Source organism: Streptomyces sp. NPDC040545 (assembly GCF_055595065.1).
The window spans coordinates 144991-159896 of record NZ_JBVIWA010000001.1 but is presented as its reverse complement, the minus strand read 5'-3'; the positions used below and the strand labels follow the sequence as shown (position 1 = coordinate 159896).

15 protein-coding genes and 3 tRNA genes are annotated in these 14906 nt (G+C 71.7%); 5 read left to right on the top strand and 13 right to left on the bottom strand.

All coding sequences use genetic code 11. The annotated features are described in order from the left end of the window. Positions 1–385: 385 nt before the first annotated feature. From ACZ573_RS00790 to ACZ573_RS00770, 5 genes are all read right to left on the bottom strand, one after another. Positions 386–814, bottom strand: coding sequence for a MaoC family dehydratase (locus ACZ573_RS00790; protein ID WP_351162437.1), 429 nt, complete (start codon positions 812–814; stop codon positions 386–388). 1 nt (position 815) lies between these two features. Continuing rightward, entirely contained in the window at positions 816–1268 is a 453-nt protein-coding gene (locus ACZ573_RS00785; RefSeq protein ID WP_189733406.1) for a MaoC family dehydratase N-terminal domain-containing protein, read from the bottom strand. A gap of 137 nt (positions 1269–1405) precedes the next feature. After that, positions 1406–1570, bottom strand: a complete 165-nt coding sequence (gene rpmG, locus ACZ573_RS00780) for a 50S ribosomal protein L33 (protein WP_003956487.1) — start codon at positions 1568–1570, stop codon at positions 1406–1408. Between the two features lie 88 nt (positions 1571–1658). Beyond that, positions 1659–1731 (bottom strand) — tRNA-Met (locus ACZ573_RS00775). Between the two features lie 48 nt (positions 1732–1779). Next, a tRNA-Thr gene (locus ACZ573_RS00770) sits at positions 1780–1852 on the bottom strand. 340 nt (positions 1853–2192) lie between these two features. Between ACZ573_RS00770 and ACZ573_RS00765 the strand changes: the two genes are divergently transcribed. Then, complete coding sequence (locus ACZ573_RS00765; RefSeq protein WP_471297468.1) at positions 2193–3461, top strand: amidohydrolase family protein; 1269 nt, start codon at positions 2193–2195, stop codon at positions 3459–3461. A gap of 53 nt (positions 3462–3514) precedes the next feature. Then, positions 3515–4171 carry an SDR family oxidoreductase gene (locus ACZ573_RS00760; protein WP_471297466.1) on the top strand — a complete coding sequence of 219 codons (657 nt, stop codon included), beginning with the start codon at positions 3515–3517 and terminating at the stop codon, positions 4169–4171. A gap of 68 nt (positions 4172–4239) precedes the next feature. Here the strand turns inward: ACZ573_RS00760 and ACZ573_RS00755 are convergent, their stop codons facing one another. From ACZ573_RS00755 to ACZ573_RS00745, 3 genes are all read right to left on the bottom strand, one after another. Beyond that, the gene (locus ACZ573_RS00755) at positions 4240–4680 is read right to left on the bottom strand and encodes a DUF3574 domain-containing protein (RefSeq protein ID WP_471297464.1); all 441 of its coding nucleotides are present in this window, start codon (positions 4678–4680) and stop codon (positions 4240–4242) included. Positions 4681–4821: 141 nt separating this feature from the next. Beyond that, complete coding sequence (locus tag ACZ573_RS00750; protein WP_471297463.1) at positions 4822–5784, bottom strand: hypothetical protein; 963 nt, start codon at positions 5782–5784, stop codon at positions 4822–4824. 273 nt (positions 5785–6057) lie between these two features. Continuing rightward, positions 6058–6139 (bottom strand) — tRNA-Tyr (locus tag ACZ573_RS00745). 200 nt (positions 6140–6339) lie between these two features. Here ACZ573_RS00745 and ACZ573_RS00740 point away from each other — a divergent pair. The 3 genes from ACZ573_RS00740 to ACZ573_RS00730 all read left to right on the top strand — a co-directional run bounded on the left by ACZ573_RS00740 (position 6340) and on the right by ACZ573_RS00730 (position 9704). Then, the gene (locus ACZ573_RS00740; RefSeq protein WP_030009008.1) at positions 6340–6828 is read left to right on the top strand and encodes a YajQ family cyclic di-GMP-binding protein; all 489 of its coding nucleotides are present in this window, start codon (positions 6340–6342) and stop codon (positions 6826–6828) included. A 194-nt stretch (positions 6829–7022) separates the two neighbouring features. Then, positions 7023–8450: a SulP family inorganic anion transporter gene (locus ACZ573_RS00735; protein WP_471297461.1), complete on the top strand. Its 1428-nt coding sequence runs from the start codon at positions 7023–7025 to the stop codon at positions 8448–8450. 18 nt (positions 8451–8468) lie between these two features. Beyond that, on the top strand, positions 8469–9704 hold the full coding sequence (locus ACZ573_RS00730) for an APC family permease (protein WP_471297459.1): 1236 nt from the start codon (positions 8469–8471) through the stop codon (positions 9702–9704). Here ACZ573_RS00730 and ACZ573_RS00725 read toward each other — a convergent pair. The 5 genes from ACZ573_RS00725 to ACZ573_RS00705 form a co-directional block, all read right to left on the bottom strand. Further along, positions 9688–10221, bottom strand: a complete 534-nt coding sequence (locus ACZ573_RS00725) for an SMI1/KNR4 family protein (protein WP_471297457.1) — start codon at positions 10219–10221, stop codon at positions 9688–9690. The genes ACZ573_RS00730 and ACZ573_RS00725 overlap by 17 nt on opposite strands. 120 nt (positions 10222–10341) lie before the next feature. Beyond that, positions 10342–10734: a YccF domain-containing protein gene (locus tag ACZ573_RS00720; RefSeq protein WP_189733420.1), complete on the bottom strand. Its 393-nt coding sequence runs from the start codon at positions 10732–10734 to the stop codon at positions 10342–10344. Continuing rightward, a complete protein-coding gene (gene htpX / locus ACZ573_RS00715) occupies positions 10731–11594 on the bottom strand; it encodes a zinc metalloprotease HtpX (RefSeq protein WP_471298986.1) in 864 nt (287 codons plus the stop codon). The genes ACZ573_RS00720 and htpX overlap by 4 nt, the downstream gene beginning before the upstream one ends. A gap of 200 nt (positions 11595–11794) precedes the next feature. Next, positions 11795–13327 (bottom strand): NADH-quinone oxidoreductase subunit N, encoded by a 1533-nt coding sequence (locus ACZ573_RS00710; protein WP_471297454.1) that lies wholly within the window; start codon positions 13325–13327, stop codon positions 11795–11797. Continuing rightward, entirely contained in the window at positions 13324–14877 is a 1554-nt protein-coding gene (locus tag ACZ573_RS00705; protein ID WP_471298983.1) for a complex I subunit 4 family protein, read from the bottom strand. The genes ACZ573_RS00710 and ACZ573_RS00705 overlap by 4 nt, the downstream gene beginning before the upstream one ends. Positions 14878–14906: the final 29 nt, after the last annotated feature.

Below are 14906 nucleotides of genomic sequence, written 5' to 3'. Positions count from 1 at the left end.
CCATGGGCCCCGTCTGTCGGTCGTGCCGGCCGGGATCTCCTCGCGCGTGTCTGACCGCCCCGTCCTGATCCTTGAGTGCCCGGCCCGTTCCTTTGGGGGTTTCCCGGCAGTCTTCGTATGTCCGGGGCGGGACGGTCGGTCAAGGGTGGCCGAAGGCCATCGCGAAGCGACGCGACGACGAAGGAGGAGCGCCCTTGAGGGACCGGCCCGACACGGAGAGACGATGGGACTGACGGGAAACCCCATACGCATCCCTGATTCCGCCCGAGCAGCTCCCGCCCCCCGAAGCCCCCGCCCGACCGACCCACCCCCACCCCGCCCAGCAAAAAGGGCGGGAGCACCACCCAGGTACCCCCGCCCGCCCCGCCTGCTTCGCCTTGTCGGCTCAGGCCAGTTCGACCACCGCGCGGGACATGCCCAGGACCTTCTGGCCCGCGCTCATGGCCGTCAGGTCGACCCGCACGCGGTTGTCGTCCAGCTTCGCGGCGACCTTCGCGGTGACCTCGATCAGCCCGCCCTGGTCATCGTTGGGGACCACGACCGGCCTGGTGAAGCGCACGCCGTACTCGACGACCGCGCCCGGGTCTCCGGTCCAGTCGGTGACCACGCGGATCGCCTCCGCCATGGTGAACATGCCGTGCGCGATCACGTCCGGCAGTCCGACCTCCTTGGCGAACTTCTCGTTCCAGTGGATCGGGTTGAAGTCGCCCGAGGCACCCGCGTACTGGACGAGCGTGGCGCGCGTCACGGGGAAGGACGCCGCCGGCAGCTCGGTGCCGACCTCGACGTCGGAGTACTGGATCTGCGCTGCCATGTCAGGCCTCCTCGGGGGCGCGGGAGACGAGCTTCGTCCACGCCGTCACCACGTGCTCGCCGGTCTCGTCGTGGACCTCGCCGCGGATGTCGATGACGTCATTGCCCGCGAGCGACTTCACGGACTCGATGGTGGAGACCACCGACAGCCGGTCACCGGCACGCACCGGGCGGGAGTACGCGAACTTCTGGTCACCGTGCACGACGCGGCTGTAGTCCAGCCCCAGCTGCGGGTCTTCGACGACCTGGCCGGCGGCCTTAAAAGTGATCGCAAACACAAAAGTCGGCGGAGCGATCACATCGGGGTAGCCGTACGACTTCGCGGCTTCGGGATCGCTGTAGACGGGATTGGTGTCACCCACCGCAGCCGCGAATTCGCGGATCTTCTCCCGGCCGACCTCGTACGGATCGGTGGGCGGGTAGCTCCGCCCCACGAAGGACTGGTCGAGAGCCATGACTCACTACCTCCTGTTGAAGGGACACGAATGACGGAAGAACAAAGACAGGAACGGGCACGGAAACGACACAAGGCCGCCCCCCGATGAAGGGGACGACCTCATGACGGTGCCTGTTGTTCGAGACTTCGCTAGGGTCAGCGGGTCTCGCGGTGCGCGGTGTGCGAGTTGCAGCGCGGGCAGTGCTTCTTCATCTCAAGACGGTCCGGGTTGTTACGCCGGTTCTTCTTGGTGATGTAGTTCCGCTCCTTGCACTCCACGCAGGCCAGCGTGATCTTCGGGCGGACGTCGGTGGCAGCCACGTGAGTGCTCCTTGACGGAAATTGGGACGGATGAACGCATACAAGAGTAGCCGACCGGGAGACCGACCCCGCAATCGGCTACTGTGTGTAGCGGCGACCGGACTTGAACCGGTGACACAGCGATTATGAGCCGCTTGCTCTACCGACTGAGCTACGCCGCTTTGATGTGATCAGCTCCCCACCCGAGGGTGGGGAACCTCTCTCACCAGAGCCCCAATGCGGAATCGAACCGCAGACCTTCTCCTTACCATGGAGACGCTCTACCGACTGAGCTATTGGGGCGAGCGATGAAGACATTACACGGTTGCCTGCCGATCGCCCAAATCCTTTGCGGGGACAGGGCTCCGAGGGGGTTTGCGCGCCACTCTCGATCAACCCACCGATCACTTCCGCCCCACTTCTCGGGCGGATTGTGGGCGGGCTCACAGTCCGGCGCCCGCCGATGGGAGCCGTGGAGCCCGTAGCGCACGCGCGTGCGCTCCGGCGCGTGGCACCACACCGGTACGACTATTGCGCTCTTCCGCGAAGCAGGGTGCGCCGCGCCCTAGGCTCGGAGCACGCTGCGTGATCTTGGGCCGCGGGCCACGGCTCCAGGAACCGCCCGAGCCACCGCAGGAGCGCGATGTCCGACAGCCAGCCGCAGCAGCCGTTCCCAGCGCCCTTCGGCGGAAATCGCAGCGCGGCCGCAGCCGAGGCCACCACCCTGCTGCTCGCCGGGGCGCGCCTCACCGACGGCCGTACGGTCGACGTCCGCCTCGGCGGCGGCCGGATCCAGGCCGTCGGGACCGCGGGCAGCCTCCCCTCCCCCGCGCCGGCCCGGGTGGACCTGACCGGCTACCTGCTGCTCCCCGCCCCCGCCGAGCCGCACGCCCACGGGGACACCGCGCTGACCGCCGACGCCGAGGGGCCCGTCTCCTACGCCCCCGACGAGGTCCAGCGCCGGGCCACCGAGGCCGCCCTGCTCCAGCTCGGCCACGGCGCCACCGCGGTCCGCTCCCACGTCCGCATCGGCGACGTGCACGGCCTCGGCCCCATGGAAGCCGTGCTCCAGGCCCGCCGCTCCCTGCGCGGGCTCGCCGACCTGACCGCCGTGGCCGTACCCCGCCTGCTGACCGGGGTGGCCGGCGCGGACGGGCTGGCCATGCTGCGGGACGCGGTCAAGATGGGCGCCTCCGTGATCGGCGGCTGCCCGGACCTGGACCCGGACCCGACGGGCTTCCTCGAGGCCGTCCTGGAACTCGCCGCAGAGCACGGCTGCCCCGTGGATCTGCACACGGACGGTGACGACCCGGGCCGCCTCGCCCGGCTCGCGGCGATGGCCGGCGGGCTGCGCCCCGGAGTGACCGTCGGACCCTGCGGCGGCCTGTCCCGGCTCCCGATGGACGCGGCCGCCCGCGCCGCCGACCAGCTGGCCGCGGCCGGCGTACGGGTCACCTGTCTGCCCCAGGGCGACTGCGCGGCCCTGGAACGCCGCGGCCTGCGAACCGCCCCCGTCCGGCTGCTGCGGGCCGCCGGTGTGCGCGTCGCGGCCGGCAGCGGGGCGCTGCGGGACGCGGGGAACCCCGTCGGCCGCGGGGATCCGCTGGAGGCCGCGTACCTGCTGGCCTCCCAGGGAGGGCTCCGGGCGGCCGAGGCGTACGAGTCCGTCAGCGGCTGCGCCCGCGAGGCCATGGGCCTGCCGGAGGTCCGGGTGGAGGCCGGTTTCCCGGCGGAGCTGCTCGCCGTACGCGGGGACCGGATCGCGGGCGTGCTGTCCCTCGCCTACAGCCGCATCGTGATCCATCGCGGGCGCGTGGTAGCCCGTACGAGTGCCGTACGGGAATACTGCGACTCGGCCGTCGCGGTGGCTCTGGACCTGCCCCGGCAGGGCCGTACGGAGGCGGGGCCCTGAAGTCGGGCGTCCCCTCGCGGGCGTCGGGGCCCGGCTCGTCGTACGGTCGGGTCATGCGCATCGTCATCGCGGGTGGACACGGTCAGATCGCGCTGCGGCTGGAGCGCCTGCTCGCCGCGCGCGGGTACGAGGTCGCGGGCATCATCCGCGACCCGGCACAGGGCGACGACCTCAGGGAGGCGGGCGCCGAGCCGGTGCTCTGCGACCTGGAGTCGGCCACGGTGGAGCACGTGGCGGGGATCCTGCAGGGCGCGGACGTGGCGGTGTTCGCGGCCGGCGCGGGGCCCGGCAGCGGCATCAGGCGCAAGGACACCGTGGACCGGGGCGCGGCGGTGCTGTTCTCCGATGCGGCCGAACGGGCCCGTGTGCGCCGGTTCCTGATGGTGTCGTCGATGGGCGCGGACGCGCACCACGAGGGTGACGAGGTCTTCGACGTGTATCTGCGGGCCAAGGGCGAGGCCGACGACCACCTACGGACCCGGCTGGGCCTGGAGTGGACGATCCTGCGCCCCGGCACGCTGATCAACGACGCCGGGACGGGCCTGGTCCGTCTGGAGGCGCGGACGGGCCGCGGGTCCGTCCCGCGCGACGACGTGGCGGCGGTGCTGGCCGAGCTGATCGAGACACCGGCGACGGCGGGCCTGACCCTGGAGCTGGTCTCCGGTTCGACGCCGGTACAGGTGGCCGTGAAGGACGTGGCGGGCAACTGAGGCCGACGCCACGGCAGTCCGGCGTCACGACGGCCCGGCGGCCCCCCGCAGCCCTGCGGCCCGGCCGTTCAGAACCCGGCGCTGACCTTGTCGTCGGACCGGCCGACGGAGTCCTGCTGGTACCGGTCCTCGTACGCCTGCCGGATCCGCTCGATGCGCGTGCTGCGCTCGTCGGCCTCCTTCTCCGGGTAGAGCAGGACCACCTCGTACGAGGTCTCGCGGACGATCTTGCCGTCCTGGCCGCGCCACTGGCCGTACCCGTCGTGGAGGGTCAGCCCCTCGGGGAAGGCGGGGGTGATCTCCAGGTCCAGGAACCGCATGAACTCGCGTTCCTCGACCGGGTCGCGGCCGTCGGGCCGCTGGGTGCCGAAGTACAGCCGGGTCTCCTGGTAGGGCTCCCCCACGTCCGTGTGGAGGGCCGCTCCCACCAGAGCCGGGATCCCTGCGCCGAGCAGGGCCATGAGCACCCCGCCGCCGACCTTCCCGCGCGTGTCAGATGTCCATTTCACCCCTGGTGAACGAACACGAGCCGCCGACGTTGCGGCCGTGGGCGGTGCGCCGTCGGGCGACGGTGGGAAGCCCGCCCGTCCGTGGTGGCGGGCGGGACGGGCTTCCGGTCGGTGCTGTGGCGCGCCTGTACGGAGGTGCGGCTACCAGTAGATGACTACGTAGCCGTCGCCGCCGTCCTTGCCGCGGGAGCCGGAGTTGCCGATGGCCCGGTTGGTGCCGCCGCCGCGGCCGCCGTCGCCGCCCACGGCCGTGCCGTCCGGGAGCTGGACGATGCCGTCCGCGGTGCCGCCGCCGGTGCCGTCGGGGTTGCCCGGGTCACCGTTGCGGTTGACGCCGCCCGAGGAGCACGTTCCGCTGCCGCCCACGCCGGGCGCGCCGGGCTCGCCGGGACCGCGGTCCGCCGCGCCGCCGCCACCGCCGCCGGTGCCACCGGTGGCGGTGAGGAGCACGGTGTTGCTCGACGCCACGGTCAGCGACGTGGTGGTGCCCGCGGTGCCTGCGGTGCCGTTGGCACCCGGTGCGCCGCCGAGGCCGTTGGCGCCGCCGGTGCCGACGTCCACTCCGTAGTCGGCCAGGGGGGTGACCGGGATGACGCACCAGGTGAAGCCGCCGCCACCGCCGCCACCGCCGTGACCACCGGTGTTGTTGCGCGCGGCGGCGGCATCCGCGTCGGCGGTGCCATCGGCCCCGTTGTTCGGGTTGTTCGGGTTATTCGGGTTGTTCGGGTTGCCACCGCCGCCACCGTTGTTGCGCGCGGAGCCGCCGCCACCGCCGCCGCCACCGCCGGCGCCCCATGCCTGGACGAAGACCGACGTGACGCCCGGCGGCGGGGTGAAGGTGTTGTCCGAGGTGAACTGGCGCAGGCCGTGGATGACCAGGGGGGCGTGCTTCTTGTGCTTGTCGTGCTCGGACAGCGCGTGCTTCTTGCCTTCGACGGGCTTCATGTTCTGGTGGCCCGGCGGCTTGGGCCCGTCCGCGGACGCGGCCGGAGCCAACGCGATCAACTGGCCGGTGAGGGCCGCGGCAGCGGCGATGGAGGCGAGCAGAACCCGGGAACGCCCCCGGGGCCGTTGAATCGTCGCCGACTGATGGTTCAGGTTCATGGCTTCCTTACCCGCCGGCGCCGAGGGCTGCCGCGGGATGCGATGGGAGGGGTGCGTGCGTCACGCGCCGCCCATCCGACCTGGCCACGGCGTCGCCGTGGCGCTGGCAGGGCCGGGGCTGTGGCCCAGTCAGGTGAGTAGTTCATCTGACCGGAGCAATTTCGAGGAGCGGTCCCGTCTTGTGTCCGGGCCACGGTCGCAGGCGTGGTCGCCAGGCAACGAAAGAACCCCCGCTCACTGTGATTCCACAGATGAACGGGGGTTCCACTCGCGTGGCGGCGCCAGGGTTCGAACCTGGGTAGGCTGAGCCGGCAGATTTACAGTCTGCTCCCTTTGGCCACTCGGGCACACCGCCAAGAGTTGCTGCCATTTTTTCCGCCTTGCGGCGGCGCTCCCTGGCAACGACGTAAACGATACCTGATGACCGGGGGTGCTTCACCACCGGATTGATCAGCGCTGGGGGTGGGCGCGGTGGCTAGGCTTTGCCGAGCGGGCCGGGCATGTCCGGCCGCGCCCTCCGGGGTGATCACAACCGACTTCAAGGAGCCACAGCACATGGCCGACTCCAGTTTCGACATCGTCTCGAAGGTCGAGCGGCAGGAGGTCGACAACGCCCTCAACCAGGCCGCCAAGGAGCTCTCGCAGCGCTACGACTTCAAGGGCACCGGCGCCACCATCGCCTGGTCCGGCGAGAAGATCCTGATGGAGGCGAACTCCGAGGAGCGCGTGAAGGCCGTCCTCGACGTCTTCGAGACCAAGCTGGTCAAGCGCGGGATCTCGCTGAAGGCGCTGGACGCCGGGGAGCCGCAGCTGTCCGGCAAGGAGTACAAGATCTTCGCCACGATCGAGGAGGGCATCTCCCAGGAGAACGCCAAGAAGGTCGCGAAGATCATCCGGGACGAGGGTCCCAAGGGCGTCAAGGCCCAGGTCCAGGGCGAGGAGCTGCGCGTCAGCTCCAAGAGCCGTGACGACCTCCAGGAGGTCCAGGCGCTGCTCAAGGGCAAGGACCTGGACTTCGCGATCCAGTTCGTGAACTACCGCTGACCCTGCTCCGCGACCTGCCCCACGCCGGCCCGGCGGTCTTCACCGACCGCCGGGCCGCGGCCGTCGCGAAGGAGGTGTGTGCGGGGCGTGTGCGGCGCACGCGCCACCGCGGACTCCTGTGGGCACTTGGGGCGTGATGATTGCGCCCACCACGCTGGATGTCATCACATCACCGCGTGGCAGGGGGATCTCGCATGCCTGGGGCAGGCACGTTTCGTGATGACTTCGGGGCGTCCCTGGTCGTCGCGCTGGTCGCTCTACCCCTGTGCGTCGGGGTGGCGGTCGCCTCCGGAGTGCCGGCCGAGCTCGGGATCGTCACCGGGGTGGTCGGCGGGCTGGTCACCGGGTGGTTCCGCGGGAGCTCCCTCCAGGTGAGCGGGCCTGCGGCCGGTCTCACCGTGCTCGTCTACGAGGCGGTGCAGGCCTACGGTCTGCCCGCGCTCGGGGTGCTGGTGCTGGCCGCCGGTGTGGTGCAGCTGGGCATGGGGATGCTGCGGCTCGGGCGGTGGTTCCGGGCGATCTCCGTCGCCGTCGTGCACGGGATGCTGGCCGGGATCGGGCTGGTGCTGATCTCCGGGCAGCTGTACGCACTGAGTGGCGTGGAGGCTCCGGGGCAGACCCTGGCGAAGCTGCGCGGGGTGCACGAGCTCGGGGCGCAGGCGGACTTGGCCGCCGTGCTGCTCGGGGTCGGGACGATCGCCGCCATGGTTGCCTGGCGCCGGGTCCCCGCGCGGCTGCGGATCGTACCCGGGGCGCTCGTCGGGGTGGCCGCCGCCACCGCCGTGGCCGTCCTGCTGCGGCTGCCCGTCGAGAAGGTGCGGGTGACGGGCGTGCTGGAAGCCGTGTCTCCGCCCGGCTGGGGCGGCTTCGGGGTCCTGGCCTCGGTCGGCGCGGCCGGGACCGTGGTCGCGCTGGCGCTGATCGCCTCCGCCGAGACGCTGTTCAGCGCTGCGGCCGTGGACCGCATGCACGACGGGCCGAGGACGGAGTACGACAAGGAACTCATCGCCCAGGGCGTGGGCAACAGCGTGTGCGGGCTGCTCGGCGCGCTGCCGATGACCGCGGTCATCGTGCGCAGCGCCGCCAATGTGGAGGCCGGGGCGCGGACCCGCGCGGCCAGGGTGCTGCACGGTGGCTGGCTGCTGCTCTTCGCCGTGGCGTTTCCCCGGCTTCTGGAGAGTGTGCCGCTGGCCGCGCTGGCCGGGGTGCTGCTGCACGCGGGCTGGAGGCTGCTGCCGGCCAGGGCGGTGGCCGCGTTGTGGCGGACGCACCGGGGCGAGGTGGTGGTGCTGGTGGTCACGGCCTTGGCGATCGTGGTCACCAATCTCTTCGAGGGGGTGCTGATCGGGCTGGGGCTCGCCGTCGCCAAGGCGGCCTGGGAGACCTCCCACGTGCACATCGAGGAGGTGTGGGAGGACGAGGAGCTGTGCGTGCAGGTCCTGGGGAACGCCAGTTTCCTGCGGCTGCCCAAGCTGCTCGACGCCCTGGACGCGCTGCCGCACGGGCAGCCGGTGCGGCTGGATCTGAGCGGGCTGCGCCACCTGGACCACGCCTGTCTGACCGCTCTGGAGGGCTGGGAGCGCACGCGGACGCCACTGCCCGGCCGGGAGGGCGTCATCTAGCGGGGATACCCTCCGCCCGTGGAAGACCAGTTGAAGCGCACCCTGGGAGTGTCCGACGCCGTCGTCGTCGGACTCGGCGCGATGGTGGGCGCCGGTATCTTCGCCGCCCTGGCCCCCGCGGCGCAGGCGGCGGGCGGCGCCCTGCTCGCCGCTCTGGGCGTGGCGGGTCTCGTGGCCTACTGCAACGCGCACTCCTCGGCGCGGCTGGCCGCCCGCTATCCGGCCTCCGGCGGCACGTACGTCTACGGGCGCGAGCGGCTCGGGCCCTTCTGGGGATATCTGGCCGGCTGGGGATTCGTGATCGGCAAGACCGCGTCCTGCGCGGCCATGGCCCTCACGGTGGGGGCGTACCTGTGGCCGGGGCGGCAGCATGCCGTGGCCGTCGCGGCGGTGGTGGCGCTGACCGCCGCGAGCTACGGCGGTGTGCAGAAGTCGGCCCGCATCGCGCGGCTGATCGTGGCCGCGGTGCTGGCGGTGCTGGCCGGGGTGGTCGTGGTGTGCCTGTCCTCCGGGGCGGCCGACCCGGGGCGGCTGGGCGGATCCGGCAGGGGTGTCTTCGGGCTGCTGCAGGGTGCGGGTCTGCTGTTCTTCGCCTTCGCGGGCTACGCCCGGATCACCACCCTGGGTGAGGAGGTGCGCGACCCGCAGCGGACGATCCCGCGGGCGGTGCCGATCGCGCTGGGGATCGCGCTGCTGGTGTACGCCGCGGTGGCGGTGGCGGCGCTGTCGGTGCTCGGCGCGGAAGGGCTGGCGCAGTCGCCGGCCCCGCTGGCCGACGCGGTGCGGGCGGCCGGGCGGCCCGGACTGGCCCCGGTGGTCCGGGTGGGCGCCGCCCTGGCCGCGCTGGGCTCGTTGCTGGCGCTCGTGCTCGGGGTTTCGCGGACCGTCCTGGCGATGGCCCGGGACGGCCATCTGCCGCGCGCGCTGGCGGCCGTACATCCCCGGCATCAGGTGCCGCACCATGCGGAGCTGGCAGTGGGTGCGGTCGTGGCGGTGCTGGCGGCCACCGCCGATCTGCGGGGCGCGATCGGTTTCTCCTCTTTCGGAGTGCTCGCCTACTACGCGATCGCGAACGCCTCCGCGTGGACTCTCGATTCAGCTGTCAAGGATCGGGCCGTGGCAGTGGCCGGGCTGTCCGGCTGTGTGGTGCTGGCGTGTGCGCTGCCCCTGGCTTCGGTGGCCTGGGGGGCGGCGGTGCTGGCGGTGGGCGTACTGGTCTACGGGGTGCGGGGGCGGCTCAGATCCGGGATCTGAATCCGTCCCAGGGTGTCGGCTCCAGGTCGTACTCCTCCCCCGCCGGCGACTCGTCGCAGTACCAGGCGGTGCCGTCGAGCCAGCCGCTCAGCCAGCCGGCCAGGCTCGGGGCGTCGAGGTACCAGGCGAGCTCGGGCTCCCCCGGATTCGGGTCGAACAGCAGGACCTGGGCGGTGTCGGACCGGCAGTCCACGCAGGCGTCCATTGCGCACCCGAAGTCGGCCACGGGCAGTACGCCTTCGGGCCAGCGCCACCCGGAGGACCGCCGTTCCCCGTACGCGAGCACTGCCTGACGCAGCGGCAGCAGCCCCTGACCGGGGCCGAATCCGCCGTCGCCTACGTGTGTGTAGAGCGAGGCGAGCAGGGGCGGCAGGGTGAAGCCGAGTATGGCTTCGGCGCGGGCGATCTCCCTGGTGTCCAGCGGCCTCGGCGGGGTCCTTCGGTGCCGCTCGTGCCTGCGTGCGGAGTTGCGCACGCGGTCCGTGACTTGCTCCAGCAACTGCTCGGTCTCGTTCATGCCTTCATGGTGACGCACCCCACCGACAGCCGCCCGGGCCTGTGGACAACTCCGCCCGCAGGCCGATCGGTCGGCTTGCGGGCGGGGTGTGTGCCGGCGTCCACGGCGACGGCGGCCGTGTCAGCGCGAGGCGAACGGCGCGTCCGTCGGGACGATCTCGCGGCCGAGCGGGAGCAGGGAGAGCGGGACCATCTTGAAGTTGGCGATGCCGAACGGGATACCGATGATCGTGACGCAGAGGGCGATGCCCGTGACGATGTGGCCCAGGGCCAGCCACCAGCCCGCCAGGACCAGCCACAGGACGTTGCCGATGCAGGACGGTGCGCCCGCGTCGTGGCGCTCGACCGTGGTGTAGCCGAAGGGCCAGAGGGCGTAGACGGCGATGCGGAAGGCGGCGATGCCGAACGGGATACCGATGATGGTGATGCAGAGCAGCACACCCGCGAGGAGGTAGCCCAGGAACAGCCAGATGCCGCTGAGGATGAGCCAAATGATGTTGAGGATTGTCTTCATTGGCGGCGGCCTGCCATCTGTTCGAGCCGGGCGATGCGCTCGGCCATCGGAGGGTGTGTGGAGAACATCTTAGAAAGGCCCGCACCCGGACGGAACGGGTTGGCGATCATCATGTGGCTCGCCGCCTCCAGCCGGGGCTCCGGGGGCAGCGGGAGCTGTTTGGTGCCCGCGTCGAGCTTGCGCAGGGCGCTGGCCAGGGCGAGCGGGTCCCCGGTGAGCTGGGCGCCCGAGGCGTCGGCCTCGTACTCGCGCGAGCGGCTGATGGCCAGCTGGATCACGGAGGCGGCCAGGGGGCCCAGGATCATGATCAGCAGCATGCCGAGGAGGCCGGGGCCCTCGTCGTCGTTCGACCGGCCGACCGGGATCAGCCAGGCGAAGTTGACCAGGAACATGATCACCGAGGCGAGGGCGCCGGCCACCGAGGAGATCAGGATGTCGCGGTTGTAGACGTGGCTGAGCTCGTGGCCGATGACCCCGCGCAACTCGCGCTCGTCGAGGATGCGCAGGATGCCCTCGGTGCAGCAGACCGCGGCGTTGCGCGGGTTGCGGCCGGTGGCGAAGGCGTTGGGGGCCTCGGTGGGTGAGATGTACAGGCGTGGCATCGGCTGGCGCGCGGACGTGGAGAGCTCGCGCACCATGCGGTAGAGCTGTGGAGCCTCGAACTCGCTCACGGGGCGGGCGCGCATCGCGCGTAGAGCCAGCTTGTCGCTGTTCCAGTACGCGTAGGCGTTCGTCCCGAGGGCGACGAGGACGGCGATGATGAGGCCGCCCCGTCCGAAGAAGCTTCCGATGAGGATGATGAGTGCGGACAGCCCGCCGAGGAGTACGGCGGTCTTCAGCCCGTTGTGCCGGCGGTGCACGGTACGCCCTCCAAGTGGTGCGGCAGGGGAGCCCGTCATGGATTTGAGGGTCTACGGTCCAGTGGACCCTCCCTTCCTGGTCAACGCGAGGTGAGGGCGTCAGGTTCCCAGGGCGTGGCGTGGCGGCCGCCCGCCGCCGCCCCTTGCCGGGGGCGGCTCGGCCACGGCGGGCGTTACTCCGTACGGGCTACACGGGCGGGCTACTGCGCGAAGAGGCTGCCCGAGGTGACGCGCAGGACGAGTTCCGGGGCGGCCGAGACGACGACCGCCGTGATCGCGGTGACGACGATGGCCGCCGCCACCGGCCAGGGGGCGCGCGTACGGGTGTGCGCGCCCTCGGGGGTGCGGAAGAGCAGGGCCGTCCAGCGCAGGTAGTAGTACAGGGCGATGACGACGTTGATCGCCATGACCACGGCCAGCCAGCCCAGGCCCGCGTCGACCGCGGACCGGAAGACGGTGACCTTGGCGAAGAGCCCGATGATGCCCGGGGGCAGGCCCGCCAGGCAGAGCAGGAAGAAGCCCAGGGAGAGGGCGGCCAGCGGGCGCTCGGCGTAGAGCCCGCGGTAGTCGCTGATCCGGTGGAGCGGCTTGCTCCGGGCGACCAGGGCGGCCACGGCGAAGGCGCCGAGGTTCACGGCGGCGTACATGAGGGCGTAGGCGACGGTGGAGCCGATCTGGTCGCGCCCGGAGTAGGCGGCCGCGGCGATCGGGACCAACAGGTAGCCGGCCTGGCCGACCGAGGACCAGGCGAGCAGCCGGACGGCACTGTTCGGGCGGTCCGGGGACTGCCGCAGGGCGGCGGCGTTGCCCACGGTCATGGTGAGTGCGGCGAGGACGGCCAGGGCCGGGCCCCAGATGTCGGAGTACGCCGGGAAGGCGATCACCGTGACGAGGATGAGGCCGGTGAAGCCGACGGCCTTGCCGATCACCGAGAGGTAGCCGGCGATGGGCAGGGGGGCGCCGACGTAGGTGTCGGGGACCCAGAAGTGGAAGGGGACGGCCGCGGTCTTGAAGGCGAAGCCGACGAGGGTGAGGGTGACACCGGCCACGGCGAGCGTGTCGAGCTGCCCGGGGACGTCTTCGAGGCGGCCGGCGACCTGGGTGAGGTGCAGGGAGCCGGTGGCGGCGTAGACGAAGCTGACGCCCATCAGCGACACGGCGGTGGCGGTGACGGAGGACAGGAAGAACTTCAGGGCGGCCTCGGAGGAGAGCCGGTCGCCGCGGCGCATGCCGACGAGGGCGAAGGCGGGCAGCGAGGCGACTTCGAGCGCGACGATCAGGGTGGCGAGGTCGCGGGAGGCGGGCAGCAGGGCCGCGCCGGCGGCGGAGGAGAGCAGCAGGAACCAGTACTCACCGGCCGGCATCCGGGCGTCGCGGACGGCGGTGACCGACACCAGGGCGGTGACCAGGGCTCCGGCCAGCACCAGGAACTGGATGACGAGGGTGAAGTGGTCGGCGACGTAGCTGCAGGCGGCCGGGTCGCCCGTGAGGCAGAAGGTGGCGCGGTCACCGGCGCGCAGGGGCAGCAGGGTGGCGGTCGCGGCGGCGAGGCCGGCGACCGAGATCCAGCCGAGGACCGGCTTGCGGCGCTCGGCGAGGAACAGGTCGGCGACGAGGACGACCAGGCCGACGGCGGCGGTGATCACCACGGGTGCGATGGCGAGCCAGTCGACGGACTGGACCAGGCTCGGGGCCTCGGCGGAGAGGACCGTCAGGGCCGTCATGGCCGTCATGAATTGCCTCCTGCGAGGAGCTTCTGGACGGCCGGGTCGGTGAGGCCGAGGAGGACAGCGGGCCACAGGCCGGCGAGGACGGTGAGGGCGACGAGCGGGGTCCAGGCGGCGAACTCGTAGCGCTGGACGTCCGCGACGGCGAGCTCGGGACCGGCTTTCGGGTCTCCCATGCAGACGCGCCGTACGACGATCAGCAGGTAGGCGGCGGTGAGCAGGGTGCCGAACGCGCCGACGGCCACGTAGGTGAGGAACGCGGGGCGGGAGAGGCCCTGGGCGGGGTCGAAGGCGCCGAAGAGGGCCAGCATCTCCCCCCAGAAGCCGGCCAGGCCCGGCAGGCCGAGGGAAGCGACGGCGGCGAAGGCGAGGAGCGCGCCGAAGCGGGGGGCGCGGCCGTAGAGGGCGGCGCCGGTGGCTCCGGCGAGGGTGTCGAGGTCGGCGGTGCCGTAGCGGTCCTTGAGGGCGCCGACCAGGAAGAAGAGGAGGCCGGTGATCAGGCCGTGGGCGATGTTGGCGAAGAGCGCGCCGTTGACGCCGGTGGGGGTCATGCTCGCGATGCCGAGGAGGACGAAGCCCATGTGGCCGACGGAGGAGTAGGCGATGAGGCGCTTGAGGTCGCCCTTGTTCCCCTTGCGGGCCAGCGCGAGGCAGGCGAGCGATCCGTAGACGATGCCGACGGCGGCAAAGGCGCCCAGGTAGGGGGCGAAGGTGGCCATGCCGTCGGGGGTGATGGGCAGCAGGATGCGGACGAAGCCGTACGTGCCCATCTTGAGCAGGACGCCGGCCAGCAGGACGGATCCGACGGTGGGCGCGGCGGTGTGGGCGTCCGGCAGCCAGCTGTGCAGGGGCCACATCGGGGTCTTCACGGCGAGGCCGATGCCGATGGCGAGAACGGCCAGGAGCTGGGTGGTGTGGGACAGTTCGCGGCCGTTGTCAGAGGCCAGTGTCACCATGTCGAAAGTGCCGCTGCTCAGTCCGATCAGGAGCAGACCGAGCAGCATGACGACGGAGCCGAGGAGCGTGTAGAGGATGAACTTCCAGGCGGCGGCCTGCCGCTGAGCGCCGCCCCAGCGGGCGATGAGGAAGTACATCGGGATGAGGACCATCTCGAAGGCGAGGAAGAAGAGCAGCAGGTCGAGGACGGCGAAGGTCGCGAGGGTGCCGGACTCCAGGACGAGGAGCAGCGCGACGAAGGCCTTCGGGGAGGGGCCGGCGGGGAGCTTGAAGTAGCTGTAGAGCGCGCAGAGGAAGAACAGCAGCGCGGTCATCAGGAGGAGGGGGAGCGAGATGCCGTCGACGCCGAGGTGGATCCGGACGTTCAGCGCCTGGATCCAGCTGATGTCCGTCGTCGCCTGGATGCGGGACGGGGCGTCGTGGTCGAAGCCCAGGGTGAGGGCGACGGCCGCGGCGAGGATCACGCCGGTCACGGTCACGCCGTGGCGGAGCACGGCCTGTTCGGGGCTCTTGCCCTTGAGGCCGGGCGGGGCCGGCAGGAGCGCCGCGGCGGAGCCGAGGAGCGGTGCGGCCACGATGAACGCCAGAAGGAACTGCATCACGGACGGGCTGATATCAATCACGGCTG

What these genes read in the sequence shown, in the direction of transcription:
- ACZ573_RS00790 (WP_351162437.1), bottom strand. Translation starts at nt 814, where the DNA reads ATGGCAGCGCAGATCCAGTACTCCGACGTCGAGGTCGGCACCGAGCTG.
- ACZ573_RS00785 (WP_189733406.1), bottom strand. Translation starts at nt 1,268, where the DNA reads ATGGCTCTCGACCAGTCCTTCGTGGGGCGGAGCTACCCGCCCACCGAT.
- ACZ573_RS00765 (WP_471297468.1), top strand. Translation starts at nt 2,193, where the DNA reads ATGTCCGACAGCCAGCCGCAGCAGCCGTTCCCAGCGCCCTTCGGCGGA.
- ACZ573_RS00760 (WP_471297466.1), top strand. Translation starts at nt 3,515, where the DNA reads ATGCGCATCGTCATCGCGGGTGGACACGGTCAGATCGCGCTGCGGCTG.
- ACZ573_RS00750 (WP_471297463.1), bottom strand. Translation starts at nt 5,784, where the DNA reads ATGAACCTGAACCATCAGTCGGCGACGATTCAACGGCCCCGGGGGCGT.
- ACZ573_RS00740 (WP_030009008.1), top strand. Translation starts at nt 6,340, where the DNA reads ATGGCCGACTCCAGTTTCGACATCGTCTCGAAGGTCGAGCGGCAGGAG.
- ACZ573_RS00735 (WP_471297461.1), top strand. Translation starts at nt 7,023, where the DNA reads ATGCCTGGGGCAGGCACGTTTCGTGATGACTTCGGGGCGTCCCTGGTC.
- ACZ573_RS00725 (WP_471297457.1), bottom strand. Translation starts at nt 10,221, where the DNA reads ATGAACGAGACCGAGCAGTTGCTGGAGCAAGTCACGGACCGCGTGCGC.
- ACZ573_RS00720 (WP_189733420.1), bottom strand. Translation starts at nt 10,734, where the DNA reads ATGAAGACAATCCTCAACATCATTTGGCTCATCCTCAGCGGCATCTGG.
- ACZ573_RS00710 (WP_471297454.1), bottom strand. Translation starts at nt 13,327, where the DNA reads ATGACGGCCATGACGGCCCTGACGGTCCTCTCCGCCGAGGCCCCGAGC.
- ACZ573_RS00705 (WP_471298983.1), bottom strand. Translation starts at nt 14,877, where the DNA reads ATGCAGTTCCTTCTGGCGTTCATCGTGGCCGCACCGCTCCTCGGCTCC.